At 66.6% G+C, this 17,938-nt stretch carries 17 protein-coding genes; 8 read left to right on the forward strand and 9 right to left on the reverse strand.

Going from position 1 to position 17,938, the window contains the following annotated elements:
• Positions 1-8 precede the first annotated feature (8 nt).
• From D6M19_RS18560 to D6M19_RS18585, 6 genes are all read left to right on the forward strand, one after another.
• Positions 9-1,292 (forward strand): ABC transporter substrate-binding protein, encoded by a 1,284-nt coding sequence (locus D6M19_RS18560; protein WP_123026715.1) that lies wholly within the window; start codon positions 9-11, stop codon positions 1,290-1,292.
• Positions 1,293-1,296: 4 nt separating this feature from the next.
• Complete coding sequence (locus tag D6M19_RS18565) at positions 1,297-2,187, forward strand: carbohydrate ABC transporter permease (protein ID WP_123026716.1); 891 nt, start codon at positions 1,297-1,299, stop codon at positions 2,185-2,187.
• A complete protein-coding gene (locus D6M19_RS18570) occupies positions 2,184-3,092 on the forward strand; it encodes a carbohydrate ABC transporter permease (RefSeq protein WP_123026717.1) in 909 nt (302 codons plus the stop codon). Before D6M19_RS18565 ends, D6M19_RS18570 begins: the two co-directional genes overlap by 4 nt.
• Before the next feature lie 2 nt (positions 3,093-3,094).
• Positions 3,095-4,204 carry an ABC transporter ATP-binding protein gene (locus tag D6M19_RS18575; RefSeq protein WP_123026718.1) on the forward strand — a complete coding sequence of 370 codons (1,110 nt, stop codon included), beginning with the start codon at positions 3,095-3,097 and terminating at the stop codon, positions 4,202-4,204.
• A gap of 233 nt (positions 4,205-4,437) precedes the next feature.
• Positions 4,438-5,382 carry an alpha/beta fold hydrolase gene (locus D6M19_RS18580; RefSeq protein ID WP_234834927.1) on the forward strand — a complete coding sequence of 315 codons (945 nt, stop codon included), beginning with the start codon at positions 4,438-4,440 and terminating at the stop codon, positions 5,380-5,382.
• A gap of 116 nt (positions 5,383-5,498) precedes the next feature.
• Entirely contained in the window at positions 5,499-7,040 is a 1,542-nt protein-coding gene (locus D6M19_RS18585; protein ID WP_234834928.1) for an MFS transporter, read from the forward strand.
• Between the two features lie 44 nt (positions 7,041-7,084).
• On the opposite strand, the gene D6M19_RS18590 is transcribed toward D6M19_RS18585, so the two are convergent.
• Both D6M19_RS18590 and D6M19_RS18595 read right to left on the reverse strand, forming a co-directional pair.
• Positions 7,085-8,722, reverse strand: coding sequence for a flavin-containing monooxygenase (locus D6M19_RS18590; protein WP_123026720.1), 1,638 nt, complete (start codon positions 8,720-8,722; stop codon positions 7,085-7,087).
• A complete protein-coding gene (locus D6M19_RS18595; RefSeq protein ID WP_123026721.1) occupies positions 8,671-9,612 on the reverse strand; it encodes an alpha/beta hydrolase in 942 nt (313 codons plus the stop codon). Before D6M19_RS18595 ends, D6M19_RS18590 begins: the two co-directional genes overlap by 52 nt.
• Before the next feature lie 64 nt (positions 9,613-9,676).
• Between D6M19_RS18595 and D6M19_RS18600 the strand changes: the two genes are divergently transcribed.
• On the forward strand, positions 9,677-10,933 hold the full coding sequence (locus tag D6M19_RS18600) for a cytochrome P450 (protein ID WP_123026770.1): 1,257 nt from the start codon (positions 9,677-9,679) through the stop codon (positions 10,931-10,933).
• 187 nt (positions 10,934-11,120) lie between these two features.
• Positions 11,121-11,360: a hypothetical protein gene (locus D6M19_RS18605; protein ID WP_164478569.1), complete on the forward strand. Its 240-nt coding sequence runs from the start codon at positions 11,121-11,123 to the stop codon at positions 11,358-11,360.
• On the opposite strand, the gene fadD1 is transcribed toward D6M19_RS18605, so the two are convergent.
• The 7 genes from fadD1 to D6M19_RS18640 form a co-directional block, all read right to left on the reverse strand.
• Positions 11,345-12,919, reverse strand: a complete 1,575-nt coding sequence (gene fadD1, locus D6M19_RS18610) for a fatty-acid--CoA ligase FadD1 (protein WP_123026723.1) — start codon at positions 12,917-12,919, stop codon at positions 11,345-11,347. The two genes, D6M19_RS18605 and fadD1, sit on opposite strands and share 16 nt — an antisense overlap.
• On the reverse strand, positions 12,912-13,322 hold the full coding sequence (locus D6M19_RS18615; RefSeq protein ID WP_123026724.1) for a Zn-ribbon domain-containing OB-fold protein: 411 nt from the start codon (positions 13,320-13,322) through the stop codon (positions 12,912-12,914). Before D6M19_RS18615 ends, fadD1 begins: the two co-directional genes overlap by 8 nt.
• Positions 13,319-14,524, reverse strand: a complete 1,206-nt coding sequence (locus D6M19_RS18620) for a thiolase family protein (protein ID WP_123026725.1) — start codon at positions 14,522-14,524, stop codon at positions 13,319-13,321. The genes D6M19_RS18615 and D6M19_RS18620 overlap by 4 nt, the downstream gene beginning before the upstream one ends.
• Positions 14,521-14,937, reverse strand: coding sequence for a hotdog family protein (locus tag D6M19_RS18625; RefSeq protein ID WP_234834929.1), 417 nt, complete (start codon positions 14,935-14,937; stop codon positions 14,521-14,523). Before D6M19_RS18625 ends, D6M19_RS18620 begins: the two co-directional genes overlap by 4 nt.
• A gap of 101 nt (positions 14,938-15,038) precedes the next feature.
• Complete coding sequence (locus D6M19_RS18630; protein ID WP_123026727.1) at positions 15,039-15,542, reverse strand: MaoC family dehydratase; 504 nt, start codon at positions 15,540-15,542, stop codon at positions 15,039-15,041.
• Entirely contained in the window at positions 15,539-16,558 is a 1,020-nt protein-coding gene (locus D6M19_RS18635) for an acyl-CoA dehydrogenase family protein (protein ID WP_123026728.1), read from the reverse strand. Before D6M19_RS18635 ends, D6M19_RS18630 begins: the two co-directional genes overlap by 4 nt.
• A gap of 4 nt (positions 16,559-16,562) precedes the next feature.
• Positions 16,563-17,690 carry an acyl-CoA dehydrogenase family protein gene (locus D6M19_RS18640; protein WP_123026729.1) on the reverse strand — a complete coding sequence of 376 codons (1,128 nt, stop codon included), beginning with the start codon at positions 17,688-17,690 and terminating at the stop codon, positions 16,563-16,565.
• Between the last annotated feature and the right edge of the window lie 248 nt (positions 17,691-17,938).

Genomic DNA, 17,938 nt, shown 5'->3' on the forward strand with positions numbered 1-17,938 from the left:
GTGTCACCGTGATTAGACGTAGGTTGTGGATCGCACTGATCGCCGTCCTTGCACTCGTCCTCGCCGCGTGCGGTGGCGGGGGCGGCAACGAGCCATCCGGCCCCACCGAGATCCAGGTGTGGCACGGCTACCAGGACACCGAGGGCGAGGCCTTCAAAGGCCTGGTCGCCCAGTACAACAAGGATCATCCGGACGTCAAGGTGTCCGAGTTGTACTCCTCCAACGACCTTGTGCTGCAGAAGGTTCTGACCGCTGTCCGCGGCAACAGCGCACCCGACGTCGCCTACATGTTCGGGTCATGGGCACCGAACATCGCCAAGATCTCTTCGCTCGTCGACATGACCGAGGAGGTGGCGAAGCCCGACTGGAAGTGGGACGACTTCTACGAGGCGGAACGCAAGGCCGCGACCGTCGACGACAAGGTCATCGGCGTGCCTGCACTGGTGGACAACCTCGCGATCGTCTACAACAAGAAGCTGTTCGCCGACGCCGGTGTCGAGCCGCCGACGCCGAACTGGACGTGGGACGACTTCCGCGCCGCGGCCAAGAAGCTGACCGATCCCGCCAAGGGCCAGTACGGCTGGCTGATCCCCGCCGATGGCAGCGAAGACACTGTCTGGCACTGGCTTCCGATGCTCTGGGAGGCCGGCGGCAACATCCTGAACTCCGACAACACCAAGGCCGACTTCAACTCCGATGCAGGCGTCAAGGCGCTGACGACGCTGCAGCAGATGGCCGTCGACGACAAGTCGCTCTACCTCGACACCACCAACGAGAACGGCCCGAAGCTGATGAACAGCGGCAAGGTCGCGATGCTGGTCACCGGACCGTGGGATCTCAGCCAGCTATCCGACATCTCCTACGGCGTCCAGGTGATGCCCACCTACCCCGGTTCGAGCGGCGGGCATCAGACCATCGCCGGACCCGACAACTGGGTGGTGTTCGACAACGGCGACAAGCGCAAGCAGGCGGCCATCGACTTCGTGAAGTGGTTGTCGGCGCCCGAACAGGTGAAGGCGTTCTCGCTGCAGACCGGCGACCTGCCCATCCGCACCTCGGTCGGCGACGACAAGACCGTGCTCGACGAGCTCAACAAGAACGTCCCAGGCACAGCCGAATTCGTCGAGAACCTGAAGAACGTCCACACCGTCAGGCCGCAGGTCGAGCAGTATCCGGCGATGTCGGAAGCGCTCGGGCAGGCGATCGTGTCTGTCATGCTCGGCAAGGATCAGCCGAAGGCCGCCCTTGACGGCGCAGCCAAGGCCGCCGACGAGAAGCTGGCCGAGAAGTAGGGAGATGCCTGCACTGCTTGCGCGGCTGAGCCGCACAGACACCGTGTCGGGATGGGCGCTGGTCAGTCCGGCGGCCATCCTGATCGGGATCTTCGGCCTGCTGCCGGTGCTGATGTCGCTGCAGTTGTCATTCCAGAAGTCCGACCTGCTCAGCGACGAGACGCCGTGGGTCGGCTTCGACAACTACCGCAAGCTGGCCGACGATCCGGTCTTCCTGGAGGCGATCAAGCACACCATCGTCTACACGGCGCTGTTCGTGCCGGGCACGATGATCGTCGGCTTGTTCATCGCCGTCGCGTTGAACCGCTCGGTGCGTTTCATCTCGGTCTATCGCACGGCCGCCTACATCACGATGGCAGTGTCGACGATCTCGCAGGGCATCATCTTCCTGTGGCTGACCGACCGTGACTACGGCCTGGTCAACGCGGCACTGAACGCGGTGGGCGCACCGTCGCAGCCGTTCCTCGCGTCACCATCACAGGCGCTGTACGTGATCGTCGCGATGACGATCTGGGGCTGGACGGGCTTCTCGGTGATCGTGTATCTAGCTGCGCTGCAAGGTGTTCCGCCGGAACTACACGAGGCGGCCGCGATCGACGGGGCGTCCGCGTTCACCCGGTTCCGCACCATCACCGTGCCGCTGCTCGGGCCCGCGAACCTGTTCATGGTCGTGTGGCTGACCATCAACGCACTGCAGCTGTTCGACGAGGTCTACGTGACCACACGCGGCGGGCCGCTGCGCGCCACCACCGTCATCGTCTACTACCTGTGGGACCGCGCGTTCGTGCAATTCGACGCAGGGTACGCCGCGGCGATGGCGTACGCGTTGTTCGTCGTCATCCTGGTCGTCACCGCCCTACAGTTCCGGCTCGCCCGCAGGCAGGCAACCTCATGACGACCACTGCGATGCCGCCCGTATCAACGGTGGCGCCGGATACCGAGTCGCCTGATCCGACGTCTCGGCGGTGGCTGCCGTTCAGCCCCTGGCACCTGGTTCTGATCCCGTTGACGTTCATCCTGATCGTGCCGCTGCTGTGGATGCTCATCACGTCGCTGGAGACCGAAGGCGAGGCGAACCGCTTTCCGCCGGTGCTGATTCCCGATTCGCCGCGCTTCGAGAACTACGCCGACGCGTGGGCGTCGGCGCCGTTCGGACACTTCTTCGTCAATAGCGCGTTGGTGACGCTGGTGGTTCTCGTAAGCAACCTGATCGTCTGCAGCCTTGCCGGCTACGCGTTCGCGCGGGTCCGATTCCTCGGCCGCGGAGCGCTTTTCGTCACCCTGATGGCGACGCTGATGGTGCCGTTCCAGGTGACGATGATCCCGGTGTTCCTCATCGTCAAGTGGTTCGGCGACAACATCTGGGAGGGCCTGGGCATCGACCACATCGGCGCGCTGATGCTGCCGAACCTGGCGACGGCGTTCGGCATCTTCTTCCTGCGCCAGTTCTTCCAGACCGTTCCCGTCGAACTCGAGGAGGCCGCAAGGGTCGACGGGACGTCGCGTCTCGGCGTGCTGTTCAAGATCATCCTGCCGTTGTCGTTGCCCGCGCTGTCGACGTTGGCCGCGCTAACCGTGCTGACGTCCTGGAACGATTTCCTGTGGCCGCTGATCGTCATCACGTCGCAGGACCAGATGACGATCCCGTTGGGGCTCAGCTACTTCCAGGGGGCGCACCGGGTGAAGTGGCCGCTGCTGATGGCGGCCAACGTGATGAGCCTGCTGCCGATGCTGCTGGTTTTCATCGGAGCGCAGCGCTACTTCGTGCAATCGGTCGCGAGCACCGGACTGAAAGGCTGAGCATGGCAGAAGTCGAGTTTCGTGACGTCACGCGGCGTTACCCGGGTGGCGTGGTCGCGCTGAACCGCCTCAACCTGACCGTGGCGGACGGCGAGTTCCTCATCCTCGTCGGCCCGTCGGGGTGCGGGAAGAGCACCGCCCTTCGCCTGTTGGCCGGGCTCGACAAGCCGTCCTCGGGCGAGATCAGGATCGGCGGCACGGTGGTCAACAACCTGGCCCCCGGCGACCGCGACATCGCGATGGTGTTCCAGAACTATGCGCTCTACCCGCACATGTCGGTCTACCGCAACCTGGCATACGGCCTTCGGCAGCGACGGACGCCGCGCGCCGAGGTCGATCGGCGGGTGCGCGAGACGGCTGCACTGTTGGAGATCGACCAGCTCCTCGACCGCAAGCCGGGCCAGCTGTCGGGCGGCCAACGCCAGCGGGTCGCCATGGGTCGCGCGCTGGTGCGCAAGCCACAGGCGTTCCTGCTCGACGAGCCGCTGTCGAACCTCGACGCGAAACTTCGCAACCAGGTCCGCGGCGACCTCAAGCGTCTGCACCGCGAACTACCGGTCACGTCGATCTACGTCACCCACGACCAGGTCGAAGCGATGACGCTCGGCGACCGGCTGTGCGTGATGGCGGGCGGCGAAGTGCAACAGATCGGCACCACCGACGACATCTACAACCGGCCTGCCAACACGTTCGTCGCCGCGTTCATGGGCAGTCCGCCGATGAACCTGCTTCCGGCCGAGGTCCGCTCCGGGGTCCTGCACGTCGGCGACGCCGTCCTGACGGCGGTTCCGTCAGCGGACGGGCCGGTGACCGTGGGGGTGCGCCCCGAGCACCTGCGGCTGCACGGCAGTTACGCCGAGGGGATGGTGCCCGCCCGCGTCGACTTCGTCGAACCGCTTGGCAGCCACGTCCTGGTGACCGCGCTGGTCGACGTGCACGATGACGACTCGGCTACCGCGCCGAAGGAGGCGCGGGTGATCATCCAGGCGCCCGCGGGCACCGACTTCGACTCCGGCACCCGAATCGGCCTCGAGATGCCGCAGGAGCGGACGTACTTTTTCGATGCCGATACCGGGGATGTCCGAACCAGCCGCGAGCGAATCGCACTCTGACACGCCGCTGCCGGCGCATCGTTCTGCCCGCCTCCGAGCGAATATTTCGCTCACAACATTGAAACCGCACACTCGCCCAACGCGGCACTTTGGACACTCAAGCTCGGGCCATTGGTCCCTACTCCCTGCCAGCCACCCGAGCAAGGGTGGGTTCGAGAACATAAAACCGTTGGAAAGCATGCATGAGGCGCCCGCGTCGTACACCTTCGTTTCGAACGCCCGCGGGCGAGATCGTGCCAGGAAGTGTCGCTGAAGTCGGTTACTGTCGCCTCGGTGGCGTCGACCAATGGGTGATGATCCGCGGCGAGAATCTCGCCAACCCACCGCTCATCCATCTGCACGGCGGGCCGGGTTTCAGCGAGACCCGTCTGTTGCGTCACTTCAATTCCGATCTGGAGAAGCGATTCACCGTCGTCTACTGGGACCAACGCGGCGCGGGGAAATCTTTCGATCGGTCGCTTTCTGAATCGTCGATGACAGTCGACCAATTCATCGCCGACCTCGATGAGCTGGTCGACATGGTCTGCGCCCGCGTCGGCCAGGAGCAGGTCGTGCTCCACGGACATTCGTGGGGGTCCGCGCTCGGCGTGCTGTATGCCGCCCGTTACCCGCAACGGGTCGCCGCCTACGTCGGCACGGGCCAGATCGGCGATTGGCCGGCCGCGGAGTCGGCTTCCTACGCCTACGCGCTCGCCGAGGCGCAACGTCGCAACAACCGCACAGCCCTTAAAGCCCTGCGCACCATCGGCCCGCCGCCGTATCCCGCGTCCAGCGTGTTCAAGGAGCGGACCTGGGTGCAGCGCGTCGACGGACAATTGGGTCCGAGAGCCTTATGGCGATTCGGACGGATCGCGCTCGGCGGCACCGAGTCGACCCTTCTCGATCTGCCTCGTCAGGTCCGCGGCTTCCGCTTCTCGATGACCGCGATGTGGGACGAGGTGAGCTCCCTCAATCTCCTGCAGGACGCTCCCGAGTTGCGCGTGCCTGTCTTCTTCTTCCTCGGCCGACACGATCACTGGGTGCCACCCGAGACGAGCATGGCGTATTTCGATGCGCTCAGCGCAACCTCTAAAAAGGTTCTCTGGTTCGACGAGTCCGGGCATGAACCCTTCGTGGACGAACCAGACGAGTTCAACCAAGCGGTCGCCGAGATGGTACGACCTCTTGTAGCGCGATGACTTCACCGCCGACGACGGAGGCAGGCGCCTTTGGCCCAGTAACCAAGCGAATGTAGTCGGTGTATGACCGCAGCATTTCGCTGAGCGGGCCCGCGACGACCCGTAGCATCCACCGCGTGCCGACGGATGCTCCTGCCGATAGGGACCATCAATACGTCTCGGGCCTGGCGGCCGTGATGACGGTCATCGCCATGGGCCTCGGCTATGCGATCTCGATCGGCGACCCGACCATCCTGTCGGCCAACCTGCAGGTCGTCTCGAAGGGTCTGCAGATCTCGGGTGCCACCTCGACATTCGTGGCCAGCCTGGCCACTTTGACGCTTGCGGCCGCCGTGCTCAGCGCGGGCGCTCTCGGCGACCTCTACGGCATGCGACGCATGTACTTGATCGGGTTGGCAGGCGCGGTCGCGTTCAGTGCACTGGCCGCCGCCGCGCCGAACGTGGCGGTGTTGATCGTGGCCCGCGCAGGTGCCGGGGTGGCGCTGGCGTTCCTGGTCGGACTGTCGCTGGCGATCACCAACGCGGTGTTCCCGCCGGGTCGGCGGGCCGCGGCAATCGCGGCCTACTTCGGCGTGGGATACGCCGTCGCAACCCCGCTGCCCGCGCTCGGCGGCGCGCTGGCTCACGCCATCGGTTGGCGCGCATGCTTTTTCGCCGTACCGGTCGTCGCTGCCATTGGCTTGGTCATCACGTGGCGATTCGTGCCAGAAACGGTGCGCGCCAGCCGGCGCCTCGACCTCGTAGGACTGGCGCTGTTCGCTGTCGCGCTGTTGGGAATCATCTTCGGTACCTCGCGAATGGAGACGGGCATCGACCTCGTCGGCCTGGTATCCATCACGGTCGGCTTGGTGGCCGCAGCCGCGTTCGTGATGCAGGAACTCCGCACCCCGGCTCCGGCACTGGACATGCGGGTCTTCCGCTCGAGCCGGTTCAACGCGGCCGTGACCGCCGGGGTGGTGTTCAACATCGTGCTCGGCGGGTCGATGGTCCTGCTGGCCTTCTATCTCGTCACCATCCGCAAGGAATCACCCGAGCTGATGGGTCTGCTGTTGATTCCCGCCACCGGGATGGCTGCGCTGGCGGCGTTCTCCGTCGGCCCTGTCGCGAATCGGTTCGGCGCCCGCACGGTGCTGGTCGGCGGGCTCGCCGTCATGCTCGCCGGCCTGCTGGTGCTGAGGTCGTTCGACCTGCACACGTCTCGACCGGTGGTGTTCATCACCACGGCGCTCATCGTGGTCGGCGGCGCACTCGTCACGACACCCCAGGCCACGATCATGATGAGCAGCGCGCCCGCTGAGCTCGGCGGCGCCATCTCGGCCGTCAAGAGCGCCGTCAACGAGGGCGGCTACTCCCTCGGGCCTGCGCTCTTCGCGCTTGTCGGGATCAACCTCTTCCTCACCGACAGCGTCCACGACCTCTCCGGGTCCGGGCTCACCCGCGCCGAAACACGCGAGGCCCTGCTGACCGTGCACGGCGGCCGAGGAGCGCATCTGGTCAACCCGGAGCAGGCGCGGCTGGTGGTCGAGCAGGCGCCGCACAACGCGGTCGACGCGATTCACACGTTGAGCCTGATTATGGCCGTCGGCCCGATCGCGGCGATCATCCTGGCTCTTTGGCTGATCAAACCGGGCGCCGACGCCAGGGCGGTGCAGCCCTAGATGCCGTACCGTGTTCGCCCCTCGGGCGCGCTGTCGTTGCACCGTCATCGCGTCGTGAGCACCAATCCCGGATAGCCTTGGGCCGCAATATCGTCCAACGATCTGCGATAATTGCCGAACCCGCCGATGTAGGGCATGAACACGCGCTTCTTACCGTCGATGTTGGAGCCCAGGTACCACGACGACTCGGCCCTCGGGAACAGCGTGCGCTCCGCGGCCTCGGCCACGTGCGCCGTCCACGCCCGCGCGGCGTCGCGGCGCGGCTCCACCTCGGTGATCCCTTGATTTCTCGACTCGACCATCAGCCCGACGGCCCAGTCCACCTGTACCTCCGCATGCAGCACCATGTTCGCCAGCACCGAGGGGCTGCCCGGCCCGCTGAAGTTGAACAGGTTCGGCAGCCGCGGCACCATTACCCCCAGGAAGGTGACCGGGCCGTCGGCCCAGATCTCCGACAGCCGCTGCCCGTCCTGGCCTGTCGGGTCGATCCGCGTCATCGCGCCCGTCAGCGCGTCGAAGCCGGTCGCGAACACCAGCACATCGCACTCGTAGTTGGCCTCGCCCGTTCGCACACCGTCTGGCGAGATCGCCTCGATCGGCTCGCGGCGCAGGTTCACCAGCAACACATTGTCGCGGTTGAACGTCGCGTAGTAGCCCGCGTCGGTGCAGATGCGCTTCGTCCCGATCGGATGGTCGGTGGGGATCAGGTCCTCGGCGACGGCCGGGTCGTCGACGATCTCGCGGACGCGGTCCTCGGCGAACTGGCGCGCGATGTCGTTGGCCTCGAGCACCGACGTCTGGTCGGGGAACGTCTTGCTGAACAGCACGCCGCCGTCGCGCCAGCGCAGCCACATCGCCTCGTCCCGTTCCTCGGGATCCGTGTCGAGCGCGTTCTTGTGATACGTGCCGTGCGGTGTGCCTGCGGGTGCGTACGCCGAGCGCTGCCTGCGGTCCGGATACTCCCGTTTGATGCGCGCGACGTCCTCGCCCGACCACGGGTGGTTCGGCATCGGGATCGTGTAGTTCGGCGACCGCTGGAACACCACCAGCGACTGGGCCTGCTCGGCGAGGATCGGCGTCACCTGGATGCCCGACGAGCCCGTGCCGATAACGCCGATCTTCTTGCCGCGCAAATCTGGATCGCCGCGGGGCCACGCCGCGGTGAAATACACCTCCCCCGCGAAATCGTCGAGGCCGGGAATGTCGGGCCGGTTCACTGCCGAAAGGCAGCCCGTCGCGCACAACAGAAACCGGGCGCGGTGTGTCTCGCCCGTCGATGTCTGCACCACCCACTCGCCCGCATCGAAACGGGCACCGACGACCTCGGTGTCGAAGAGGTAGTGCCGCCGCAGGTCGTACCGGTCGGCGACGTGGTCGAGATACGCAAGGATCTCGGGTTGCGCCGCAAAACGCTCCGTCCACGTCCACTCGTTCTGCAGGTCTTCGTCGAAAGAGTATGAGTAGTCGACACTTTCGACGTCGCAGCGCGCGCCGGGATAGCGGTTCCAGTACCAGGTGCCGCCGACGCTCGGTGCCGCCTCGATACCCGTTACAGACATGCCCTCCGACAGACAGCGATGCACGGCGTACAGCCCGGCGAAGCCCGCGCCGATCACGATCGCGTCCGTACTCACGCTGACACCTCCACCGCCGTCGCGAGCAGCCCCCGCATATCGGCCCATAGCAATTCTCGGCCCGCAGCACCGGCCGAGAACGGCATGATTGTCATGAACCCGTGAAACAAGCCCGGGTAATCACGATGCACCACAGGCACATTCGCGAGCCGGAGCCGTTGCGCGTACGCCACGCCCTCGCTGTGCAGCACGTCGAACCCGGCGGTCACCACGATCGCGGGCGGCAGGCCCTCGTGCGATTCGGCTCGGGCCGGTGCCACCAGATACTCCGGCGAGGGCATCTTGTCGTCGAGGTATTGCCGCCAGTAATACTGCATCGCATCGCGGGTGTTGACATATCCCGTCGAGTACTTGCGATAGCTCTCGGTGTCGAAGAACGGCTCGATGACCGGATAGATCAGCAGTTGCCCGGCAGGCATCCGCGCACTGCGTTCGCGGCATATCAGGGCGGTCACGGCGGCGAGGTTGCCGCCCGCGCTGTCGCCCGCGATCAGCACCCGCGACGGGTCGACGCCGAGTTCGTCGGCCTGCTCGATCGCCCAACACCACGCGGCGAACACATCCTCGACGGCCGCGGGCGCCCGATGCTCCGGCGCCAACCGGTAGTCCACCGACACAACGACCGTCTCGGTGAACCGCGACATCGCCCGGCAGAAGCCGTCGTGTGAGTCGAGGTCGCAGAGCACGAACCCGCCGCCGTGCGCGAACACCACCGCCGGGCGCGGCTGACTGTCGCCGTGCGGTCGGTAGATCCGCACGGCCAGGTCGCCAGCGGGGCCGGGGATGAGGAGGTCCTCGGCGCTCGCCACATCGTCGAGGTTCGCGACGGGAATCCGCCGACCGGCGATCGCGGCCCGCGCCTGCTGCGGCGTCATCGTCTCGACCGGTGTACGTGCGTCGTCCATGGAGCGCATGAACTCCTGCACGCCGTCGTCCATGATCGGCACCGTAATGCACGAACGCTGGCTACCATCACGAAAAGGTCCACCCGAGGAGTTCCGCATGAGCCCATCCGTTCCTCACCTGCGCGAAGCCCCGCCCAACCTGCCGCCCGGCTTCGACTTCACCGATCCCGAGATCTACGCGCACCGGTTGCCGACGGAGGAACTCGCCGAGGTCCGCCGGGTTGCGCCGATCTGGTGGAACGAGCAGCCGGCCGATGTCGGCGGGTTCGGCGACGGTGGGTTCTGGGTGGTCAGCAGGCACCGTGACGTCCGCGAGGTGTCGCTGCGCAGCGACGTGTTCTCGTCGGCGGCCAAGACCGTTGTCCCCCACTTCAAGCCGTCGGTGGACGTCGAGGGACAGATCAAGGCCTCCAAGCTGTCCATGCTGATGATGGACGACCCCGAACACGCCCGACTACGCAAGATCATCTCCCGCGGGTTCACGCCCCGCGCCGTCGACCGGCTTCGCGCCGAGCTCGACGAGCGGGCACAGCGCGTCGCCGCTGAAGCCGCCGCCAAGGACTCCGGCGACTTCGTCCTTCAGGTCGCGCGCGAACTGCCGCTGCAGGCCATCGCCGGGCTTCTCGGTGTTCCGCTGGAAGACCGCAACAAGCTCTTCGAATGGACGAACCAGATGATCGGTGGCGACGACCCCGAGTTCGCGGAATTCGACTCACTGGGTGCAACGGGCGAGTTGATCTGGTACGCAATGCAATTAGCGCAGCGAAAGGCCGAGGAGCCCGGCGAAGACATCGTCAGCACGCTGATCGACTCCGAAGCAGACGGGCAGCTGACCGAGGCCGAGTTCGGCATGTTCGTCGTGACGCTGACGGTGGCGGGCAACGAGACGACCCGCAACTCGATCACCCAGGGAATGATGGCGTTCACCGACAACCCCGAGCAGTGGGAGTTGTTCAAGGCGCAGCGACCGAAGACCGCCGCCGACGAGATCATCCGCTGGGCGTCGCCGATCACGGCGTTCCAGCGGACGGCGCTGGTCGATACAGAGCTCGGCGGCGTAGCGATCAAGAAGGGGCAGCGGCTGGTGTTGTTCTACCGGTCGGCGAACTTCGACGAGGACGTCTTCGACGACCCCTACACATTCGACATCATGCGGGATCCCAACCCGCACCTGGGGTTTGGTGGCACGGGCGCGCACTACTGTGTCGGCGCCAACCTCGCCAGGATGACCATCGACCTGATGTTCAACGCGATCGCCGACCACATCCCCCACCTCACGCCCGTCTCCGCGCCGGAGCGGCTGCGGTCGAGCTTCATCAACGGGATCAAGCACTGGCAGGTCGAATACCGGTGAATGCGCCGCCCTTCGGCGAGGGTGCCGTTTCGTACGCAACACGCCGCGGCAAGTCAAATATTTCGGCGCGCTGTGGATGTCGGAGCTCGCGCGTCGCAACCCGCAGCTGCGGCTCGTCACTGTGAGCCCGGGAAACACGGCTGGCACCGACGTCTTCAGAGACATGGGCACAATTCTGACGCCTTTGATGAATCGGATCCTCATGCCGTACGTACTGCCAAGGCTCGGCCTCGCTCATCCGGTCGATACGGGCGCTCGTCGACTGGTCCACGCCTCGGTGACAGATGAGCTCGACAGCGGCAAGTTCTACGCAAGCGCCGCCAAGACGTTGACGGGGCCGCTCGTCGACCAGGCCGGTATCGTCGCCGACTTCGCCGATCCGACGATCCAGCGCCACGCCTACCAGGCCGTTCACCGCTTCCTGTAGCCCCGCTCCCGTGGCTGCCGCTCCCACAACACGCCATCGCCGGCCGTAACGCCTTCCTGGATCAGCGTGCGCTTGAGGATCTTGTTGGTCGCCGTCTGCGGCAGTGCGTCGTTGACGCGAACGTATCTCGGCCAGGCCTTCGGCGACAGGTCGGGTTGCGATGCGAGGAATTCCTCGAACCGCTCGGGCGACAGGGAGGCTCCCGAGTTGACGACGACGGCCGCCATCACCTGGTCGCCGACGCGCTCGTCCGGGACGGCGTAGACGGCCACGTGGTTGATCTCGGGCAGCCGCTGCAGGACCCGTTCGATCGGGCCCGCGGCGAGGTTCTCCCCGTCGACCCTCATCCAGTCGGCGGTGCGACCGGCGAGGTAGATCCAGCCGTCGGCGTCGCGGTAGGCCAGATCGCCCGACCAGTACATGCCGTGCCGCATCCGCTCCTCGGTGGCGGCGGGGTCGTTATAGTAGCCCGTGAAACCGCCGACCCCGTAGGTGTTGACCAGCTCACCGACCGCCTCGTCGAAGTTGGCCAGCGCGCCGTGCTCGTCGAAAACCGCTGGCGCACATTCGGTCACGGTGTCGGCGTGGTACACGCTGACCCCCGGATATCCCTTGCCGATGGACCCCGGCGGACAGCCGTCTTCGCGCATGACGACGACGGCGAACTCGCTCGAGCCGAAGCTGTCGACGACCTTGCAGCCGAATCGCCGCGCGAACTCGTCGACGTCGCGCTCGGTGGCCTCGTTGCCGAACGCCGACCGCAGCGTGTTGTCGGCGTCGTCTGGCTTCTCGGGTGTGCCCAACACCAGCGCCAGGGGCTTGCCGACGTAGTTCATGTATGTCGCCCCATAGCGGCGGACGTCGGGCAGGAACCGCGACGGCGAGAACTTCGCGGGCACCATCGTCGCCCCGCATGCGAGCGCGACCGCCCAGCCCGCCGCCACCCCGTTCGAGTGGAACAGCGGCATCGACAAGTAGCACACATCGTCGGCGGTGAGCTCGAACCGTTCGGCCAGGCTTGCGCCGCACAGCACCGCCATCGCGTGGGCGAACCGCACCGCCTTCGGGTCACCGCTGGTGCCCGACGTGAACAGCATGACGACCGGATCCGCACCGGCTGCCTCGCTGTGCGGCTCAAGCGGTTTCGCCTCGGCGATCGCGTCGCGGTACACGGGGCCGTCGACGTCGAGCACCGTTGCCCCGCCGAGGTCGAGACCGTCGAGCAGCGGCATGTGCTCGGCGTCGATGAGCACCAGCTGGCAGTCCGACCGCTTGATGTCGGCAGCAAGTCCGTCGCCGCGCCGCGTGGTGTTGATGCCGCACAGCACGTACCCGCCGAGCGCGGCCGCCGCCATCGAACGCAGCATCGTGGGCGTATTGCCCAGCAGCGCGCCGACATGCATCGGACACGTCGGGTCCGCGATCGCGATCAGCGCCGAGGCCTCGGCCGCCGCTTCGCCAAGATGCTCACGCCAGGTCCAGGTTCGATCCTCGTGCATCATCGCGATGCCGTCGTCGTCCATCCGCGACCGCAACAGCTGCTGCAGCGTCTCAAACATCGTTGTCCGGCCGGTAGCGCAACAGCGTGATTCCCGCGTCGGGCACGTCGCAGAACACCGGCGTCACCCGCATCCCGATACGGATGTCGTCGGGTTCGACGTCGACGAGTTCGGTGCTGACCCTCGGGCCGGCGTCCCATTCGACGACGGCCAGCAGCTGCGGCAGCTTCTCCGCCCACGGCGGGCCGGTCGGCCTGCGCGCGACCGTGTAGGTGTAGAGCGAGCCCGTGCCGTCGATCTCCCGCCACTCCAGGTCGTCGGCCAGCGTGCCAGGGGCGAGCGTCCGCGGGTAGAACACGTATTGCTTTGTCGACGGTGAGTACTGGATGAGAATTCGGTGCTCGCGCAACGCATCCCAGAACGGCTGCGACACCGGCGTCGGCTCAGGTAGCGGAACGCTCATCGGTCACCGGCCAGGATCAGCGCGACCTGCTCGCTCATGATGCCGCCGTTGCCCGTGACGAAGGCCGTGTTGCAGTCGCGCACCTGCGCATCGCCCGAGCGGCCCATCACCTGGCGCGCACCGTCGACGACATGGTGCATGCCGCCCGCCATGCCTGCCTGCCCGTACGACAGCTGCCCGCCTGCCGTGTTGACCGGGAAGTCGCCGCGGAAGGTCAGGTCGTGCTCCGTCAGCCACTTCATGCCATCGCCCTTGCCGCAGAAGCCCGCGTCCTCGAGCGTCATCAGCACGGTGATCGTGTAGCAGTCGTAGATCGACGCCATGTCGACGTCTGCACGCTGCACTCCCGCCATCGCGAACGCCCGTTCCGCCGCGCGGGCGATCGGCGTGTGGATGAGGTCGTCGGCATATGTCGGCGTCTTGAACCGGATATGCTCGCCGAACCCCTTGATCCACACCGGGCGATGACGAGCACTGTGTGCCACGTCGGCGTTTGCGATCAGCACGCCCGCGCCGCCCTGCACCCGCATGACCGTCTCGAGCATGTGGATCGGGTCGGCGATCACCGGGCTGTTCAGCACGTCGCCGACGGTGATCGGCTTGCCGTGGAACACCGCGCCGGGATGGGCGCAGGCGTTCTCGCGCTGATGAACCGCGATACGTGCCAACGCCGCTGCGTCGTAGCCGAATTCGTGCGCGTACCGCGCAGCGATCTGCGCGTAGGGGCCGTTCTGCCCGACGTTGCCGTACGGGATCTCGAACTCGGCCTGCGGCGAGCCGTAGTTGTTGCTCGACGCGCCGTACCAGCTGAGCTGCCGCCCTGGCTTGGCCTCCGACCGCGGAATCTCGGTCGAGCCGGGCATGACGACGAGGACCGCGTCGCACTGACCCAGCTCGACGGCCGCGGCGGCCCGCCACACCATGCCTGCCGCGGTCGCACCGCCGAGGTCGACGCGGTCGCCGAAGTCCAGAGGCAGGCCGAGATATTCCGACAGCGTCGCGGGTGCGAACATGTTCGACTCGGCGATGCCATGTGTCGAAAGGCCGTTGACCACAGTGGGATTCACTCCGGCGTCCTCGATCACCATCTTCGCCAGCCGGGCGTATTGATCGAGCGTGAACGACGGCGGCCCGCTCTGCCGCTTCTCGGCGGGCAGTTCCGCGATCCCGACGATGGCCGCCTCGCCGCGCAGGCCCGTCATGCCTCACCCCGCCGCGGCAGTGCGACGGTCGCGGTGCCAGGCATCAGCACGTCGTCGCCACGTTTGCAGAAGACGTCGACGTCGACGAGGCCGTCCGGCCGCTTCGCTGTGACGACGCCGCCAAACGTCAGCTCCTGGCCGGGCAGCGCGATCGCGCGGTTCTGCACCGAGAACGCCACCAGCCGCCCGTCGCCGCCGATCCAATCGGTGAGCGCCCGCGACAGCAGCGCCGCCTGCAGCGGGCCCTGCACGAGCACGTTGTCGTAGCCTTCACGGTCGCGTGCCCATTCCTTGTCGTAGTGGATGCGATGCCCGTTGTAAGTGGCGGCGCTGAAGAAGAACATCTGCGTCTCGTCGACGGCGACCGTCAGCGCGGGGATCGCGTCGCCCGTGTCGACGTCCTCGAAGTACACCTGCGTTCCCTCGCGAGCAGACGCAAAAGTACCCGTTTCCCCCTCCTCAGGGGTACTTTTGCGTCTGTTCGCGGGTATGTGGCTCGCGGGCATGTGGTGAGTCATGCGGGCCTGGCGATCATCGACGTCGTCGCCTCGGCGAGAAGCTCGCGGTGCTGGTTGCGGTACTCGGCTCGCCAGGTCACCAGCACGAATCTGCCTGAGCGGCCGTCCTTTTCGACGATCGAGTCGACGGTGCGCGTCATCTCGACCTCATCGCCGTGATACGCGGGCAGGTGAAACACCGTGCTTTCGCCGCCAGCCATCCGTCGCGGGGCGCGCGGGAACGCCATGCTGCCCGTCACCGCACCCGACGATCCGTCGGGCCGCAGGCCTCCCAACGCCGCCACCCCGAGGATCGCGTACTGCAGATACAGCGGCGGGCACACGATGTCGCGGTACCCGTGCCCTCGCGCATATACGGGGTCGAACCACAGCGGGTTGTGGTCGCCGACGGCGGCGGCCCAGCGCTGCCAGTCCCGTCGGTATACCTCGCCGGTAGCGACAGCGACGACCTGACCGATCGTCGCGGCGGACTCCGGGTCGACGAGGCTGTCGGCCGTCATCGATTGGCCTTCCAGTCCATCTCGCCCTCAAGCCATTTCGCTGCGACGTCGGCGCCACCGCCGAGCGTGGACAAGATGCGAGCACGCTCGGAGAACTTGTACAGGCCGGTGTCGACGACGTAGCCCATGCCGCCGTGCAATTGATGCGCGTCCAGGGTGATCTTCTTGACCTCGGCGGCGCGCATCCGTGCGACGGCTGTCTCCCGCGTTGCGGCACGGCCCCGTCCGATCCAGAACACCGCCGACTGCGCGGCGAGCCGAGCCGCCGCCAAGGCGATATGCATGTCGGCCACCAGGTGCTGCGCGGCCTGGAACGACGCGATGGGCCTGCCGAACTGCTCGCGCATCCTGGTGTAGTCGACGGTGCGATCGATCACCGCCTCGCCGACGCCGACCAGGTCCAGACAGTCAAGTGCCACAATCGCATTCGCGACTCGGCGCAGCTGTTCGTCAACGGCGGGCATCGGCTCGTCGACCACCACTTCGTCGAACCGGACCGTGGACGCCGCGAACCCGCCCATCATCGGCACGGGTTCGATGGTGACACCGGATGTCTTGGTGTCGACGGCGACGACGCCCGCGTCGGCGGTCGTGACGATCACGTCGGCGACATCCGCATCGGCGACGAACTCCGCGACGCCATTCAGCAGCCAGCGGTCACCGTCACGTCGCCCCCGCAACCGCGGCGTCACGTCGGACGCGTCGCGCGGATTGAACAGCGCACAGCTGCCACGCACCTCGCCGGAGGTCAGTCGAGGCAACCAACCCGACCCGACACCGAGAAAGTCGACGGCCATCGCCGCGTACACCGTGCTCTGAACGACTCTGGGACACAACGCTCTTCCCGCTTCGACGCAGAAGACGCCCACGTCGCCCAGGCTGCCGTCGATGACCAACCCGAGCACGCCCGCCTCGGCCAGCGTCTTCCACTGCGCGTCCGGCTCGAGTTCGGCGGCCAGCACTCCGCGGCACATCGCGGCCAGATCGCGTTCGTCTTGAGAGGGAATCACTCGCAAGGCGTCACCGACCGTACGACGGCATCTTGTGGCCGCGCTGGGCGATGACGTCGCGCAGCACTTCGTTGGTGCCGCCGCCGAACCGCATCAGCGGAGACACCCGGTACAGCCGCTCGAAGAAGTTCCCGATGCGAAGCCCGTCCGGCCCCAGCAGGTCGATCGCCAGGTCAGCGATCCGCTGCCGCAGCTCGCTGGTGAAGATTTTCTCGACGCTGACCTCGATGCTGGGAATGCGACCGCTGTCGAGCAGAGACGCCGCCTCGTAGCCCATCAGCTTGGCGACCTCGACGTCGGCCTCGGCCTGCGCGAGGCGCCTGCGGAACACCGGGTCAGGCGAGCCCGCCATCGCGATCAGGTCGTCGAGCGCGCGCCGCAGGTCGCCCGCGTTGGTCAACGCGCCGCGCTCGAGGTCCAGCGCGCCGGTGATGTAGGTCCACCCGGCGTTGACTTCACCGATCAGGTTCGTCACCGGCACGCGCACGTCGTTGAAGAACGTCTCGTTGGTGCGGTATCCCGACCATGCGATCAGCGGGTGGATCTCGATACCTTGGCTATCCACCGGCACCGCGATGACCGAGATGCCGCGGTGCCGCGGTGCGTCGGGATCGGTTCGCACGCAAAGCCATTCGTGCGTCGACCGCTGGGCCCCGCTGTTCCAGATCTTCGACCCGCTGATCACCCACTCGTCGCCGTCGCGGACCGCGCGGGTACGCAGGCTGGCCAGGTCCGTCCCGGCGTTGGGCTCGGAATAGCCGAGCGCAAACACGATCTCGCCCCTTGCGATTCCGGGCAGAAACTCTTTCTTGTTCTGCTCGGTGCCGTGCCGCATGATCATCGGCGCGATCGAAGTCACCGTGAGGTCGGGGCCCGGCACACCGGCATACTCGAACTCGCTCATCAGCAGGTGCTGGTGCGTCGGGGTGAGGCCGAGGCCGCCGTACTCCGTCGGCCAGTTCAGCCCGAACCAGCCCTTCTCGCCGATCTTGCGGCGGAAGGCCGTCAGCTCGCCGCCCTGGTACTCGAGTCCGTGCTCGGCCATCTCGGCCTTCAGCGCCGGGGTGACGTTCTCTGCGAGGAACTGCCGCACCTCGCCAACCCATGCCCGCTGCTCGTCGTCGAGCTCGAAGTCCACGCAGGCGACACTATCGAGAAGTCGTCCACGACAGCGAGCGAACGGGTGACGTCAACGCGGCTCGTCGAGCCCTTGTGATGAGCCATGCCATGTCGCCGGTGGCGCAGACCATGTGACGGGGAGCCCGCCTAACAGCGAATTTTTCGCTGGTACTGAAAGGTCGACGAGTCGAGCGAAACTTTCGCTCAGAGGCGGGCGCTTAGAGTGCCGGCCATGTCGCGGCGGCGTTAGGCGTGAAGAACGTCCCG

Origin of the sequence: Mycolicibacterium stellerae, from assembly GCF_003719305.1 — a bacterium.
Classification (GTDB): domain Bacteria; phylum Actinomycetota; class Actinomycetes; order Mycobacteriales; family Mycobacteriaceae; genus Mycobacterium; species Mycobacterium stellerae.